The following is a 13,171-nucleotide window of genomic DNA, read 5'->3' as shown; positions in this document are numbered from 1 at the left end:
AACGTACGGCCATGAGCAACGTCGAGGAGTTCCGCAGGGAGGTCCGCGGCTGGCTGCGGTCCCACCTCACCGGCGAGTTCGCGGACCTGCGCGGCCGCGGCGGCCCCGGACGCGAACACGAGGCGCACCCCGAACGCCTCGCCTGGGAACGGCACATGGCCGCCCACGGATGGACCTGCGTCGGCTGGCCGAAGGAGTACGGCGGCCGGGGCGCCAGCCTGGAGGAACAGGTCGCCTTCCACGAGGAGTACGCCCTCGCCGACGCCCCCGCGCGCGTCGGCCACATCGGCGAGCAGCTCCTCGGACCGACCCTCATCGCCTTCGGCACCCCGGCCCAGCGCGCCCGCTTCCTGCCCCCGATCGTCGCCGTCGACGAACTCTGGTGCCAGGGCTACTCCGAGCCCGGCGCCGGCTCCGACCTGGCCAACGTCAGGACCCGGGCCGAGCGGGACGGCGACGCCTGGACGGTCACCGGACAGAAGGTGTGGACCTCAGGCGCCCACGAGGCCGACTGGTGCTTCGTCGTCGCCCGCACCGACCCCGGATCCAGCCGCCACCACGGCCTCTCCTACCTCCTCGTCCCGCTCGACGCCCCCGGCGTGGAGATCCGGCCGATCGTCCAGCTCACCGGCACCTCCGAGTTCAACGAGGTGTTCTTCGACGGCGCCAGGACCGACGCCGGCCACATCGTCGGCGCGCCCGGCGACGGCTGGAAGGTCGCCATGGCCACCCTCGGCTTCGAGCGGGGCGTCTCCACCCTCGGCCAGCAGGTCGGCTTCCGCCGCGAACTGGAGGCCGTGATCGCCCTGGCCCGGCGCAACGGCGCCGCCGCCGACCCGATCGTCCGCGACCGCATCGCCCGCGCCTGGACCGGCCTGGAGACCATCCGCTTCAACGCCCTCAGGATGCTCGGCGGCGTCGCCACCGGAGCCCCCGGACCCGAGGCGTCCATCAACAAGATCTTCTGGGCCACCTGGCACCGCGAACTCGGCGAACTCGCCATGGACGTCTGCGGCGCCGACGGCATGCTCGCCGCCGGGGAGCCGTACGACCTCACCGACTGGCAGCGCCTCTTCCTCTTCTCCCGCGCCGACACGATCTACGCCGGCTCCAACGAGATCCAGCGCAACATCATCGCCGAGCGCGTCCTCGGCCTGCCCAAGGAGGCCCGCCCGTGACCGGCACCCCGCCCCCCTACCTCCCCGGCCACGGCCTGCTGGCCGGCCGCACCGCCGTCGTCACCGCCGCCGCGGGCGCCGGCATCGGCGGCGCCACCGCCCGCCGCCTCCTGGAGGAGGGCGCCCGGGTCGTGATCTCCGACGCCCACGCCCGCCGCCTGAAGGAATCCGAGGCCGAACTCGCCGCCGCCTTCGGCGCCGGCCGGGTGGCCTCCCTGCCCTGCGACGTCACCGACGAGAACCAGGTGGCGGCCCTCCTCGACCTCGCCGAGGAGCGCCACGGACGCCTGGACATCGTGGTGAACAACGCCGGACTCGGCGGCACCGCCGACCTCGTCGACATGACCGACGACCAGTGGGACAAGGTCCTCGACGTCACCCTCAACGGCACCTTCCGCTGCACCCGGGCCGCCCTGCGGCGGATGAAGGCCGCGGACGCCGGCGGCGTGATCGTCAACAACGCCTCGGTCGTCGGCTGGCGCGCCCAGAAGGGCCAGGCCCACTACGCCGCCGCCAAGGCCGGCGTCATGGCCCTCACCCGGTGCGCCGCGCTGGAGGCCGCCGCGTACGGCGTCCGCGTCAACGCCGTCTCCCCGTCCCTCGCCATGCACCCCCACCTCGTGAAGGTCACCACCCCCGAACTCCTCGCCGAACTCACCTCCCGCGAGGCGTTCGGCCGGTACGCCGAGCCGTGGGAGATCGCGAACGTCATCGTCTTCCTCGCCAGCGGGTACTCCTCGTACCTCACCGGCGAGGTGCTCTCGGCCAGCAGCCAGCACCCGTGAGACCGGCGCCCGGGCGGCGCCGCGAGCTCCTGGACGTGGCGGCCGAGGTCTTCGCCGTCCAGGGGTACGACGCCACCAGCGTCCGCCGGATCGCCGACGCGGCCGGTCTGCTCGCGGGCAGCCTCTACTACCACTTCGACTCCAAGGAGTCGATGCTCGACGAGATCCTCTCCGGCTTCCTGGACGACCTGTGGACCCGGTACGACGGCGTGCTCGCCGCCGGCCTCGGCCCCCGGGAGACCCTGGAGGCGCTCGTCACCGAATCGTTCCGGGAGATCGACCGGCACCGCGCCGCCGTCGCCATCTACCAGAAGGAGTCCGGGCAGCTGCGGGACCAGCCCCGCTTCGGCTATCTCGCCGACGCGCAGCGGCGGTTCGAGCGCGCCTGGCTCAGGACCCTGGAGTCCGGCGTGGCCGCCGGGGACTTCCGTACCGACCTCGACGTCCGGCTCACGTACCGCTTCCTGCGCGACACCGTCTGGGTCGCCGCGTCCTGGTACCGGCCGGGCGGACAGCACAGCCCGGAGGAGATCGCCCGCCAGTACCTCTCGATGGTGCTGGAGGGGGTCGCACTCCGCGACCGACCCACCCCCGATGACTGAGGAGTCACCATGGCCGATGCCTACATCGTCGAAGCGATCCGCACCCCGGTCGGCCGGCGCAACGGCGGACTCTCCGCCGTCCACCCCGCCGACCTCGGCGCGCACGCCCTGAAGGCGCTGATGGAACGCTCGGGCGTCGACCCGGCGGCCGTCGAGGACGTCGTCCTCGGCTGCCTGGACACCGTCGGACCGCAGGCCGGCGATATCGCCCGCACCTGCTGGCTCGCCGCCGGACTGCCGGAGGAGGTGCCCGGCGTGACCGTGGACCGGCAGTGCGGCTCGTCCCAGCAGGCCCTGCACTTCGCCGCCCAGGGCGTCCTGTCCGGTACCCAGGACCTCGTCGTCGCCGGCGGCGTCCAGAACATGTCGATGGTCCCCATCGCCTTCGCCAGCCGGCAGGCCGCCGCCCCGCTCGGCCTCACCGAGGGCCCGTACGCCGGCTCCGCGGGCTGGCGGGCGCGCTACGGCGACCAGCCCGTCAACCAGTTCCACGGCGCCGAGCTCATCGCCGAGAAGTGGGGCATCACCCGCCGAGACATGGAGGAGTTCGCGCTCCGCTCGCACCAGCGGGCGGTCCGCGCCATCGACGAGGGGCGCTTCGCGCGCGAGATCGTCCCCTTCGGGGAGGTCACCACCGACGAGGGCCCGCGCCGGGACACCTCCCTGGAGAAGATGGCCGGTCTGAACCCGGTGGTGGAGGGCGGCCGGATCACCGCCGCCGTCTCCTCCCAGGTCTCCGACGGCGCCTCGGCGATGCTGCTCGCCAGCGAGCGGGCCGTGCGCGAGCACGGCCTCACCCCGCGCGCCCGGATCCACCACCTCTCGGTGCGCGGCGAGGACCCGATCCGGATGCTGTCCGCGCCCATCCCGGCGACGGCGTACGCGCTGAAGAAGGCCGGCATGACGCTCGACGACATCGACCTCGTGGAGATCAACGAGGCGTTCGCGCCGGTCGTCCTCGCCTGGCTGAAGGAGACCGGCGCCGACCCGGAGAAGGTCAACGTCAACGGCGGCGCGATCGCCCTCGGCCACCCCCTCGGCGCCACCGGCACGAAGCTGGCCGTCACCCTCCTCCACGAACTGGAGCGCACCGGAGGCCGCTACGGCCTCCAGACGATGTGCGAGGGCGGCGGCCAGGCGAACGTGACGATCATCGAGCGGCTGTAGGGAACGGATGGTCCCCCGTGACGATCATCGAGCGGCTGTGACGCCCTCCACGCCCTCCGGGCCCTCTACGCCCTCCGGGCCTTCCACGCCCTCCAGGCCCAAGGCGCGCCGCCAGATCGTGTGATCGGTGCGGGGGCCGCCGGGGGTGTCCGGCCCGTAGGCGGCGATCTCGGCGTCGATGTCCAGGGGGCGGCTGGGCGCCGTCATCGCGGAGAGCTCCCCGGCCACCGCCCGGTCGGGGACCAGCCAGCACACCTCGAACTCGATGCCGTCCGGGTCGCGGGCGTACAGGGCCTTGGTGGAGGCGTGGTCGCTCGCCCCGGTCAGCGCGCCCGCCTCCGCGAGCCGCGCCCGCAGCGTACGCAGCTCCGCCAGGGTGTCCACCTCCCAGGCCAGGTGGTACAGGCCGACCCGGCCGGCGGGCTGTCCGGAGGCGGGACCGGGGGACTGGAAGAGGCCGAGGTCGTGATCGTTGGCGGAGCCGGCCGCCTGGAGGAAGACCGCGCCGGGGAAGGCCCCGGGCAGCGGCCGGAAGCCGAGCACGTCACGGTAGAAGGCGAGGCTGCGCTCCAGGTCGGAGACGAAGAGGACGGCGTGGTTCAGCCGCTGGATGGGCATGGTGGGGATCCGTTCGCAGGCAGGGAGGAAGGGGCGTAGGGGCAGGACAGGGGAACACGCGCGTCCGCCGGGGTGTTTCCCACCCCGGCGGACGCGCGTGCGTACGGGCGGCGTTCAGTCCGGGCGGGGCAGGCCGCGCAGCGCCGCCGCCGCCTCGGCCATGATCCGGTCGACGAGCTCGGCGCACGAAGGGAGGTCGTCGATCAGGCCGGCGACCTGGCCCGAGGCCATCACCCCGAGATCGGTGCGGCCGTCCACCATCGACGCCTTCAGCATCATCGGGGTGTTGGCCGCGAGCAGGATCTGGCTCCAGGTCAGCTCCTTGCCGTGCTTCATCGCGAGGCCGTCCCTGACCATCTGCCGCCAGGTCATGCCGGACTCGCGCCGGAAGCCCGCCGCGTGCCGGACGGCTCGCAGCAGCGCCGAGGCGCGGCCCGAGCGCTCCAGCGCGTCGACCAGCTCGGTCCTGAGCATCCGGTGCGGCAGCCCGTCCACCTTGGTGGTGACGGTGACGTCGCCGACCGCGGCCGCCAGGTAGCGGGCCTTGACCGCGTCGGGGACGGTCGAGTCGGAGGTGAGCAGGAAGCGGGTGCCCATGGCGATGCCGGCGGCGCCGTAGGAGAGGGCGGCGGCCAGGCCGCGCCCGTCGTGGAAGCCGCCGGCGGCGACGACCGGGATGTCCACCGCGTCCACGACCTGGGGGAGCAGCACGGTGGTGGCGACGCCGCCGGTGTGGCCACCGCCCTCGCCGCCCTGCACCACGACCGCGTCCGCGCCCCACGCGGCGACCTTCTCCGCGTGCCGGCGGGCGCCGATCGAGGGGATCACGACGACGCCGGCGTCCTTGAGGCGGGCGATCAGCTCGCGGGAGGGCGCGAGCGCGAAGGAGGCGACCTTCACCCCCTCGTCGATGATGATCCGGACCCGCTCCGCCGCGTCCCCGGCGTCCGCCCGCAGGTTGACGCCGAAGGGCGCGTCCGTACGGGACCTGACCTCGCGCACGGCCGACCTGAGCTGCTCGACGCCCATGGTCGCCGAGGCCAGGACGCCCAGCGCGCCCGCGTTCGCTGCGGCGGAGACCAGCCGGGGCCCGGCGACCCACCCCATGCCCGTCTGCACGATCGGATGCCGCACCCCGACGAGGGCGGTGAAGGGGGTGGTGATCGTGGTGTCGCTCACGGCCGGACCTCGCGGTCCCGCAGTCCGCGGGGGTCGATCTCCTCGCGGATCAGCCGCAGTTCCTCCGGCGTGGGGTCCCGGGTGTACGGCACCTCCTCGGGCACGACCAGCGCGAAGCCGGTCGCCTCCCGCACCTGCTCGACGGTGACGCCCGGGTGGAGCGAGCGGAGCCGCATGGTGCGGTCCGGGGTCTCGAAGTCGAGGACGCCCAGGTCCGTGATGACGTCCGGAAGGCGGTGGTAGCGGGTGGCGGAGGGGCCGGCCGCGGCGGCCCGGTCGTAGCCGACGCCGCAGACCATGTCGACCCGCTCGACGAAGACCCGGGGCGAGTGCCGGGGGACCCAGTAACTCGTCGGGTTGTTGAGGGTGTTGACCGGCGCCCCGCGCACGCCCAGGAGCTGGCGCCGGGGCCGCTCCCAGTCGCCGATGCAGCTGATGTTCTGGTTGCCGTGCCGGTCGAGCTGGCTGGCGCCCATCATCACGTGCCTCCGGCCGGTGGCGACCATGGCCAGGTGCTGCCGGTACGGCAGCCACCCCTCCACGATCCCGGGCGCGGCGCCCAGCGCCGGCACGTCGCCGATGAGCAGCGCCTCGCCGTCGGTGAGCAGCAGGTCGGGGGCGAAGGTGCGCTTCGCGAGCCGGGCGCCGATCATCGGCACCGTACCCATCGGGCTGGCCAGGACCTCGCCCGCGTCCCGCCACGCCTCGGCGCAGGCCACCACGCAGTACTCGGCGCGGGTGGCCGTGGTGCTCGTGCCGGTGCCGGTCATGCTTCCTCCCCGTGGAACGCCGCCACCGCGGCCTGGTACGCGTCCTCGTCGCCGGCCAGGAACCGCGCGGTGAACTCCCGCCACGCCTCCGGGTCCCGGGCGGCCTCGACGTAGTGGCGCTGGAACGCCTCGTCCCGGTCGTACTCCGGGACGCAGGAGGTGAAGTGGGCCCCGTTCGGCGTCTCCACGACGCCGTCCACGAACGCCCGCTTGAGCAGCAGCGTCTGCGGCCCGGCGTCCTTGAGCAGCTCGGAGGTCTCCACGATCCGCTCGCAGGAGACGTACGCCGCGTCGGCGGCCTCGCAGAACAGGTCGTCGAAGTACGGGTCGGGGCCCAGGTACTGGCCGTTGCCGTGGGCGTCGGCGCGGTTGAGGTGGACCAGGGCCGCGTCGAGCCGGAGCGCGGGGACGGCGACGAGCTCCTCGCGGTCCCCGTACGGGGAGGTGACCGTCCGCAGCGACGGGTTGACGGTCATGACGTCCGAGGCGAGCCCGGCCCGGATGGGCATGAACGGCAGCCGGTGCACCGCCGCCGTCAGCCCCCACATCATCATCGCCTCGTCCAGCTCGACCAGTTCGAACGCGCCGCGCTGGCGGGCCGCGCCGAAGTGAGGTTCCAGCGGGACGGAGTCGAGCGTGGCGAAGGCGGCGACCAGCTTGCGGATCTTCCCCGCGGCGGCCAGCAGCCCGACGTCGGGTCCGCCGTACGAGACCACGGTCAGGTCCGTGACGTCGGACCGCAGCAGCGCCCGGACCAGCGCCATCGGCTTGCGGCGGGAGCCCCAGCCGCCGATGCCGATGGTCATGCCGCTGCTCAGGCGGCCCACGACCTCCTCGGCGGTCATCGTCTTGTCCTTGCTCACGACTGCTCCTCCTTCTCGTCCGTGGACCGCTCCGTGCCGAAGGTGTCGCGGACGCGGTCGGCGACGCCGCTGAGGTTGGCCTCGAAGGTGAAGCCCTGCTCGAAGCGGTAGCTGCGCCGGACGTCCACCGGGTCGATGCCGTTGATGGCGGCCTTGGCGAGGCGGACGAGCCGTCCGTCCTTGGCGGCGATCTCGCGGGCCAGTCCGAGCGCCGCCTCGCGCAGCCCCTCGCGCGGCACGACCCGCCACACCGAGCCGTGCCGGTGCAGCTCCTCGGCGGTGACCGTGCGGGAGGTGTAGTACAGGGCGCGCATCAGGTGCTGGGGGACTAGCCGGGCGAGGTGGGTGGCGGCGCCGAGCGCGCCCCGGTCCAGTTCGGGCAGGCCGAAGGTGGCGTCCTCGGAGGCGACGATCGCGTCGGCGTTGCCGACGAGGCCGATGCCGCCGCCGAGACAGAAGCCGTGCACGGCGGCGACCACCGGGACCTCGCACTCGTAGACGGCGGTGAACGCCTCGGCGCAGCCGTGGTTGGCGCCGAGGATCGCCTCGGGGCCGGTCGCGCGCTGGATCTCCTTGATGTCGACGCCGGCGTTGAAGCCGCGGCCCTCGGCGGTGAGCACGACGCAGCGCGTCTTCGGGTCGGTGCCCGCGGCGCGGACGGCGGCGGCGAGGTCGTACCAGCCCTGGACGGGGAGGGCGTTGACCGGGGGGAAGTCGACGGTGACGACGGCGATGCCCTCGTCCGGTGCGGAGGTGGAGACACCCATGAGCAGATCAGCTACCTTTCCACCAAACGTTTGTTAGGTATGAAGGTAGCAGCGGTTCGGCCGCTGCGGGAGGTGTCCCTTGGCAGTGACCATCGATCTGTCCGGCTCCGTCGCCGTCGTCACCGGCGGCACCCGGGGCGTCGGCGCGGGCATCACCCGGGCCCTGCTCGAAGCCGGGGCGGAGGTCGTGACCTGCGCCCGGCGGCCCCCCGACACACCCGTCACCGCGGCCGGCCGCACCGCCCGCTTCCTCCCCGTGGACCTCCGCGACCCGGAGGCCGTGACGGCCCTCTTCGAGCGGGTACGGGACGACCACGGGCGCCTCGACACCCTCGTCAACAACGCCGGCGGCACCCCGTACCGGACCCTCGCCGACGGCGCACCGGCCCAGCACGCCCGGGTCGTCGAACTGAACCTCGTCGCCCCGCTGACCGCCTCGCTCGCCGCCCACCGGGTGATGAGCCGTCAGAAGGGCGGTGGGTCGATCGTCATGGTCGGCAGCGTCAGCGGCACCCGCCCGTCCCCGGGCTCCGCCGCGTACGGCGCCGCCAAGGCCGGCCTGGAGAACCTGGCGCGCTCCATGGCCGTGGAATGGGCGCCGCTCGTACGGGTCAACACCCTCGTCCTCGGCATGGTCCGCACCGAACTCTCCCACCTGCACTACGGCGACGAGGACGGCGTCGCCGCCGTCGGCCGCACCGTGCCGCTCGGCCGGCTCGCCGACCCCGCCGACGTCGGCGACGCCTGCGTCTTCCTCGCCTCCGACCGCGCCGCGTACGTCAGCGGCGCGGCCCTCCACCTCCACGGCGGAGGGGAACGCCCCGCGTTCCTCGACGCCGCCACCAGCAACCACCCCTGAAAGGCAGGACCTTCACATGACCGGACTCTGCGCGGGACGCGTCGTCGTCGTCACCGGAGCGGGCCGCGGCCTCGGGCGCGCGCACGCGCTCGCCTTCGCCGCCGAGGGCGCCCGGGTCGTCGTCAACGACCTCGGCGTCGGCCTCGACGGCAGCGGCGGCGGCGCCGGCCCCACCGGCCCCGCCCAGGACGTCGTCGACGAGATCACCGCGGCGGGCGGCCGGGCGGTCGCCCACGGCGGGGACATCGCCACCCCGGAGGGCGCCCGCTCGCTGGTCGCCGCCGCCGTCGACACCTTCGGCGGCCTCGACACCCTCGTCAACAACGCCGGCTTCCTCCGCGACCGGATGCTCGTCAACCTCGGCGAGGACGACTGGGACGCCGTCATGCGCGTCCACCTCAAGGGCCACTTCCTTCCGCTGCGGCACGCGGCGGAGTACTGGCGGGCCGAGGCGAAGGCGGGCCGGAGCCGCCGGGCGCGGGTGATCAACACCAGCTCCGGAGCGGGGCTGCTCGGCAGCGTCGGGCAGGGCAACTACGCGGCGGCCAAGGCCGGGATCGTGGGCCTCACGCTCGTCGCGGCGGCGGAGATGGGGCGGTACGGCGTCCAGGCCAACGCGATCGCGCCCGCCGCCCGGACGCGGATGACCGAGAGCGCCTTCGGCGACACGATGGCCGCGCCGGAGGGGGGCGGCTTCGACGCCATGGCCCCCGAGAACGTCTCGCCCCTGGTGGTGTGGCTCGGCTCCGACGCGTCCGAGGGGGTGACGGGCCGCGTCTTCGAGACGGAGGGAGGGCGGATCACCGTCATGGAGGGCTGGCGGCCCGGCCCCACCGCGGACACCGGCGCCCGCCGGACCCCTGCGGAGGCGGGTGCGACGGCCCTCCGGCTCCTCGCGGACGCGGAGCCCCCACAGCCGGTGTACGGCACCCACTGACCACCACCGCCGCCGCCGTCCGGTCGCGTGTCGACGTTCCGCTGGGGCGGCGCCCGCCCCTCCACGCCGCCGTTCCGTCGCAGCCTGCGACCGCGCCGCCGTTCCGTTGTGGGCCGCGCCCGCCGCGCCCGCCGTTTCGTTGTGGGCATACGTTCCGCTAGGGCGGAACGGGTGGGCACAACGGAACGGCACCTTCTGCGGGTGCTTCCGCTTCCGTGCCTGGACCCGCACCCGTACGGCGTCGTACAGCGGGTGCGGGTTCAGGCGCGGAAAGCCTGGGCGCGGCCGAGCGCGCCGTCCCGTGTGCCCACCCGTCCCGCCCTGCGGGACGCCTGCCCACACGGGGGGGGGCCGGGAGAGCGCGCCGTCCCGCGGGCCGCGTCCGGCGCGTAGCCGGGACACGGGGGTCCGGGAGAGCGCGCCGTTCCGCGGGCCGCGCCCGGCGCGTAGCCGGGACAGGAGGGGCGACACAGCGCGCCGTCCCGCAGACCGCGCCCGGCGCGCAGCCGGGACGCGGGGGCGACACAGTGCGCCGTCCCGCCGCCCCCGCCCGCCGCGTCAGCGCGACCCGTACCCGCGTCGTCGGGTTTCCCGCTCACCGGGAACGCGCGCTCCCCCCGCCCCGCGCCCGCCGCCTAGCCTCGCCGGACACAGCCACCACCCGCCCCCAGGAGGGACCCGTCATGCTCACGGACCGACGGCGCCACGAGGCGGCCGAGCTGCTGCGCTCCGCCGAACTGGGCGTCTCGCCGATCGCCCCGCTGAGCGAGGCGTACCCCGGCATCGACACCGAGGACGCGTACGAGATCCAGCTCGTCAACATCCGGCGCCGCCTCGCCGCCGGCGCCGAGGTGCGCGGCCACAAGGTCGGCCTCTCCTCGCCCGTCATGCAGCGCATGATGGGCGTCGACGAGCCGGACTACGGCCACTTGCTCCACGACATGGAGCTCACCCCCGGAGTCCCGGTCCCCGTCGCCCGCTACTGCCACCCCCGCGTCGAGGTCGAGGTCGGCTTCGTCCTCGGCGACGACCTGCCGGGGGAGGGCTGCACCCCCGAGGACGTCCTCGCGGCGACCGAACGGGTCGTCCCCGCCCTCGAACTCATCGACAGCCGCATCCGCGACTGGCGCATCACCATCGCCGACACCATCGCGGACAACGCCTCCTCGGCCGGCTTCGTCATCGGAGAGGGCCGCGACCCGCGCGGGATCGACCTGAAGGCCGTCGAGGCCCGGCTGACCAGCGGCGGCGAACTCCTCGCCGAGGGCCGCGGCGACGCCGTCCTCGGCGACCCGGCCCGATCCGTCGCCTGGCTCGCCCGCACCGTCGCCCGCTTCGGCGTCCCCCTCAAGAAGGGACACCTCGTGCTGCCCGGGTCGTGCACCCGGGCCGTCGACATCACGCCGGGCGCCACCTTCACCGCCGCGTTCACCGGGCTGGGCCCGGTCTCCCTCTCCTTCACCTGAGGTGATGATGACCCGCAAGACCAAGGCGACCGCCGCCATCGTCGGCTCCGGCAACATCGGCACCGACCTGCTGTACAAGCTGCTCCGCTCCGAACTCGTCGAGCCGCGCTGGATGGTCGGCGTCGACCCCGGCAGCGAGGGCCTCGCCCGCGCCCGCCGGCTCGGCCTGGAGGTCACCCACGACGGTGTCGACGCGCTCCTCGCCGGGGCCGAGACGCCCGACCTCGTCTTCGAGGCCACCAGCGCCTCCGTCCACCGCGCCAACGCGCCCCGCTACGCCGAGCTCGGCATCAAGGCGATCGACCTCACCCCCGCGGCCGTCGGCCCGGCCGTCGTGCCGCCCGCCAACCTCCGCGCCCACCTCGACCAGCCCAACGTCAACATGATCACCTGCGGCGGGCAGGCCACCATCCCCATGGTGTACGCCGTCTCCCGGGTCGTCCCGGTCGCCTACGCGGAGATCGTCGCCTCGGTCGCCTCCGTCTCCGCGGGCCCCGGGACCCGGGCCAACATCGACGAGTTCACCCGCACCACCGCCCGCGGCATCGAGACCATCGGCGGCGCCGCCCGCGGCAAGGCCATCATCATCCTCAACCCGGCCGACCCACCCGTCATCATGCGCGACACCGTCTTCTGCGCGATCCCCGAGGACGCCGACCGCGCCGCCGTCGCCCTCTCCGTCAAGGAGACCGCCGAGCAGGTCGCCGCGTACGTCCCCGGCTACCGGCTGCGCGGCGAGCCGCAGTTCGACGACCCCAGCCCCGAGAACGGCGGCATGGCGCGCGTCGCGATCTTCCTGGAGGTCGAGGGCGCGGGCGACTACCTCCCGCCGTACGCCGGAAACCTCGACATCATGACCGCCGCCGCCACCAAGGTCGGCGAGGAGTTCGCCCGGGCGCTCCTCGCCCCGGGCGAGTGAGGAGCCCCTGCCATGCCCTACTCGGACACCCTCGACATCCGGATCACCGACTCCTCGCTGCGCGACGGCTCGCACGCCAAGCGCCACCAGTTCACCGCCGACGACGTGCGGTCCGTCGTCGCCGCCCTCGACGACGCCGGCGTCCCGGTGATCGAGGTGACCCACGGCGACGGACTCGGCGGCTCCTCCTTCAACTACGGCTTCTCCAAGACCCCCGAGCAGGAGCTGATCAAGGCCGCCGTGGCGACCGCCCGGCGCGCCGCCATCGCCTTCCTCATGCTCCCGGGGCTCGGCGTCAAGGACGACATCCGGGCCGCCCACGACAACGGCGCCGGCATCTGCCGGATCGCCACCCACTGCACCGAGGCCGACATCGCGGTCCAGCACTTCGGACTCGCACGCGAACGGGGCCTGGAGACCGTCGGCTTCCTGATGATGGCCCACTCCACCAGCCCCGAGAACCTGGCCCGCCAGGGCCGGATCATGGCCGACGCCGGCTGCCAGTGCGTGTACGTCGTCGACTCCGCCGGCGCCATGGTCATGGACGACGTCACCGACCGCGTCCAGGCCCTGGTCGCCGAACTCGGCGACGACGCCCAGATCGGCTTCCACGGCCACGAGAACCTCGCCCTCGGCACCGGGAACTCGGTCGCCGCCGTCAAGGCGGGCGCCCTCCAGATCGACGGCTCCACCCGCCGGCTCGGCGCCGGCGCCGGCAACACCGCCGTCGAGGCGTTCGTCGCCGTCTGCGCCAAGATGGGCATCCGCACCGGCATCGACGTCCTGAAGATCATCGACGCCGCCGAGGACGTCGTCCGCCCCGTCATGGACGAGGAGTGCCGGCTCGACCGCCTCGCCCTGCTCATGGGCCACGCCGGGGTCTACTCCAGCTTCCTCAAGCACGCCTACCGGCAGGCCGAGAGGTACGGCGTCTCCGGCGCCGAGATCCTGCTGCGCGCCGGCGAACGACGTCTGGTCGGCGGCCAGGAGGACCAGCTCATCGACATCGCCCTCGAACTCGCCGCCACCGGGAACTGACCCCACCACCACCAGGAGAAGCT

At 74.0% G+C, this 13,171-nt stretch carries 14 protein-coding genes; 9 read left to right on the top strand and 5 right to left on the bottom strand.

What is annotated here, in order from left to right:
- The first annotated feature begins 11 nt into the window (after positions 1 to 11).
- Genes ACIGHB_RS20195 through ACIGHB_RS20180 form a run of 4 tightly spaced genes read left to right on the top strand, consistent with a single transcriptional unit; the run spans position 12 to position 3,732 of the window.
- Complete coding sequence (locus tag ACIGHB_RS20195; protein WP_399914759.1) at positions 12 to 1,178, top strand: acyl-CoA dehydrogenase family protein; 1,167 nt, start codon at positions 12 to 14, stop codon at positions 1,176 to 1,178.
- Entirely contained in the window at positions 1,175 to 1,963 is a 789-nt protein-coding gene (locus ACIGHB_RS20190; RefSeq protein WP_360315062.1) for an SDR family oxidoreductase, read from the top strand. Before ACIGHB_RS20195 ends, ACIGHB_RS20190 begins: the two co-directional genes overlap by 4 nt.
- On the top strand, positions 1,960 to 2,565 hold the full coding sequence (locus tag ACIGHB_RS20185) for a TetR/AcrR family transcriptional regulator (protein WP_360315060.1): 606 nt from the start codon (positions 1,960 to 1,962) through the stop codon (positions 2,563 to 2,565). The genes ACIGHB_RS20190 and ACIGHB_RS20185 overlap by 4 nt, the downstream gene beginning before the upstream one ends.
- 9 nt (positions 2,566 to 2,574) lie before the next feature.
- A complete protein-coding gene (locus ACIGHB_RS20180) occupies positions 2,575 to 3,732 on the top strand; it encodes an acetyl-CoA C-acetyltransferase (RefSeq protein ID WP_399914758.1) in 1,158 nt (385 codons plus the stop codon).
- A 24-nt stretch (positions 3,733 to 3,756) separates the two neighbouring features.
- On the opposite strand, the gene ACIGHB_RS20175 is transcribed toward ACIGHB_RS20180, so the two are convergent.
- The 5 genes from ACIGHB_RS20175 to ACIGHB_RS20155 form a co-directional block, all read right to left on the bottom strand.
- Positions 3,757 to 4,350, bottom strand: a complete 594-nt coding sequence (locus tag ACIGHB_RS20175; protein WP_399914756.1) for a VOC family protein — start codon at positions 4,348 to 4,350, stop codon at positions 3,757 to 3,759.
- Positions 4,351 to 4,464: 114 nt separating this feature from the next.
- Positions 4,465 to 5,529, bottom strand: a complete 1,065-nt coding sequence (locus tag ACIGHB_RS20170; protein WP_399914754.1) for an NAD(P)H-dependent flavin oxidoreductase — start codon at positions 5,527 to 5,529, stop codon at positions 4,465 to 4,467.
- Positions 5,526 to 6,299: a CoA-transferase gene (locus tag ACIGHB_RS20165; RefSeq protein ID WP_360315052.1), complete on the bottom strand. Its 774-nt coding sequence runs from the start codon at positions 6,297 to 6,299 to the stop codon at positions 5,526 to 5,528. The genes ACIGHB_RS20170 and ACIGHB_RS20165 overlap by 4 nt, the downstream gene beginning before the upstream one ends.
- On the bottom strand, positions 6,296 to 7,144 hold the full coding sequence (locus ACIGHB_RS20160) for a CoA-transferase (protein WP_360315094.1): 849 nt from the start codon (positions 7,142 to 7,144) through the stop codon (positions 6,296 to 6,298). The genes ACIGHB_RS20165 and ACIGHB_RS20160 overlap by 4 nt, the downstream gene beginning before the upstream one ends.
- Before the next feature lie 14 nt (positions 7,145 to 7,158).
- Positions 7,159 to 7,929 (bottom strand): enoyl-CoA hydratase family protein, encoded by a 771-nt coding sequence (locus ACIGHB_RS20155; protein ID WP_399914752.1) that lies wholly within the window; start codon positions 7,927 to 7,929, stop codon positions 7,159 to 7,161.
- Positions 7,930 to 8,008: 79 nt separating this feature from the next.
- On the opposite strand from ACIGHB_RS20155, the gene ACIGHB_RS20150 reads away from it, so the two are divergent.
- The 5 genes from ACIGHB_RS20150 (at position 8,009) to dmpG (ending at position 13,148) form a co-directional block, all read left to right on the top strand.
- Positions 8,009 to 8,788 carry an SDR family oxidoreductase gene (locus tag ACIGHB_RS20150; protein WP_399914750.1) on the top strand — a complete coding sequence of 260 codons (780 nt, stop codon included), beginning with the start codon at positions 8,009 to 8,011 and terminating at the stop codon, positions 8,786 to 8,788.
- 16 nt (positions 8,789 to 8,804) lie between these two features.
- Positions 8,805 to 9,725 (top strand): SDR family oxidoreductase, encoded by a 921-nt coding sequence (locus ACIGHB_RS20145; RefSeq protein WP_360315046.1) that lies wholly within the window; start codon positions 8,805 to 8,807, stop codon positions 9,723 to 9,725.
- A gap of 683 nt (positions 9,726 to 10,408) precedes the next feature.
- Positions 10,409 to 11,191 carry a 2-keto-4-pentenoate hydratase gene (locus tag ACIGHB_RS20140; RefSeq protein ID WP_360315044.1) on the top strand — a complete coding sequence of 261 codons (783 nt, stop codon included), beginning with the start codon at positions 10,409 to 10,411 and terminating at the stop codon, positions 11,189 to 11,191.
- A gap of 7 nt (positions 11,192 to 11,198) precedes the next feature.
- The gene (locus ACIGHB_RS20135) at positions 11,199 to 12,110 is read left to right on the top strand and encodes an acetaldehyde dehydrogenase (acetylating) (protein WP_399915035.1); all 912 of its coding nucleotides are present in this window, start codon (positions 11,199 to 11,201) and stop codon (positions 12,108 to 12,110) included.
- Positions 12,111 to 12,122: 12 nt separating this feature from the next.
- Positions 12,123 to 13,148, top strand: a complete 1,026-nt coding sequence (gene dmpG / locus ACIGHB_RS20130; RefSeq protein WP_399914748.1) for a 4-hydroxy-2-oxovalerate aldolase — start codon at positions 12,123 to 12,125, stop codon at positions 13,146 to 13,148.
- The last annotated feature ends 23 nt before the right edge of the window (positions 13,149 to 13,171 follow it).

It is taken from the genome of Streptomyces sp. NPDC085460 (genome assembly GCF_044541975.1).
In the GTDB taxonomy this organism is placed as follows: domain Bacteria; phylum Actinomycetota; class Actinomycetes; order Streptomycetales; family Streptomycetaceae; genus Streptomyces.
The sequence above is the reverse complement of the archived record's forward strand: the minus strand, read 5'-3'. Positions and strand labels throughout refer to the sequence as shown.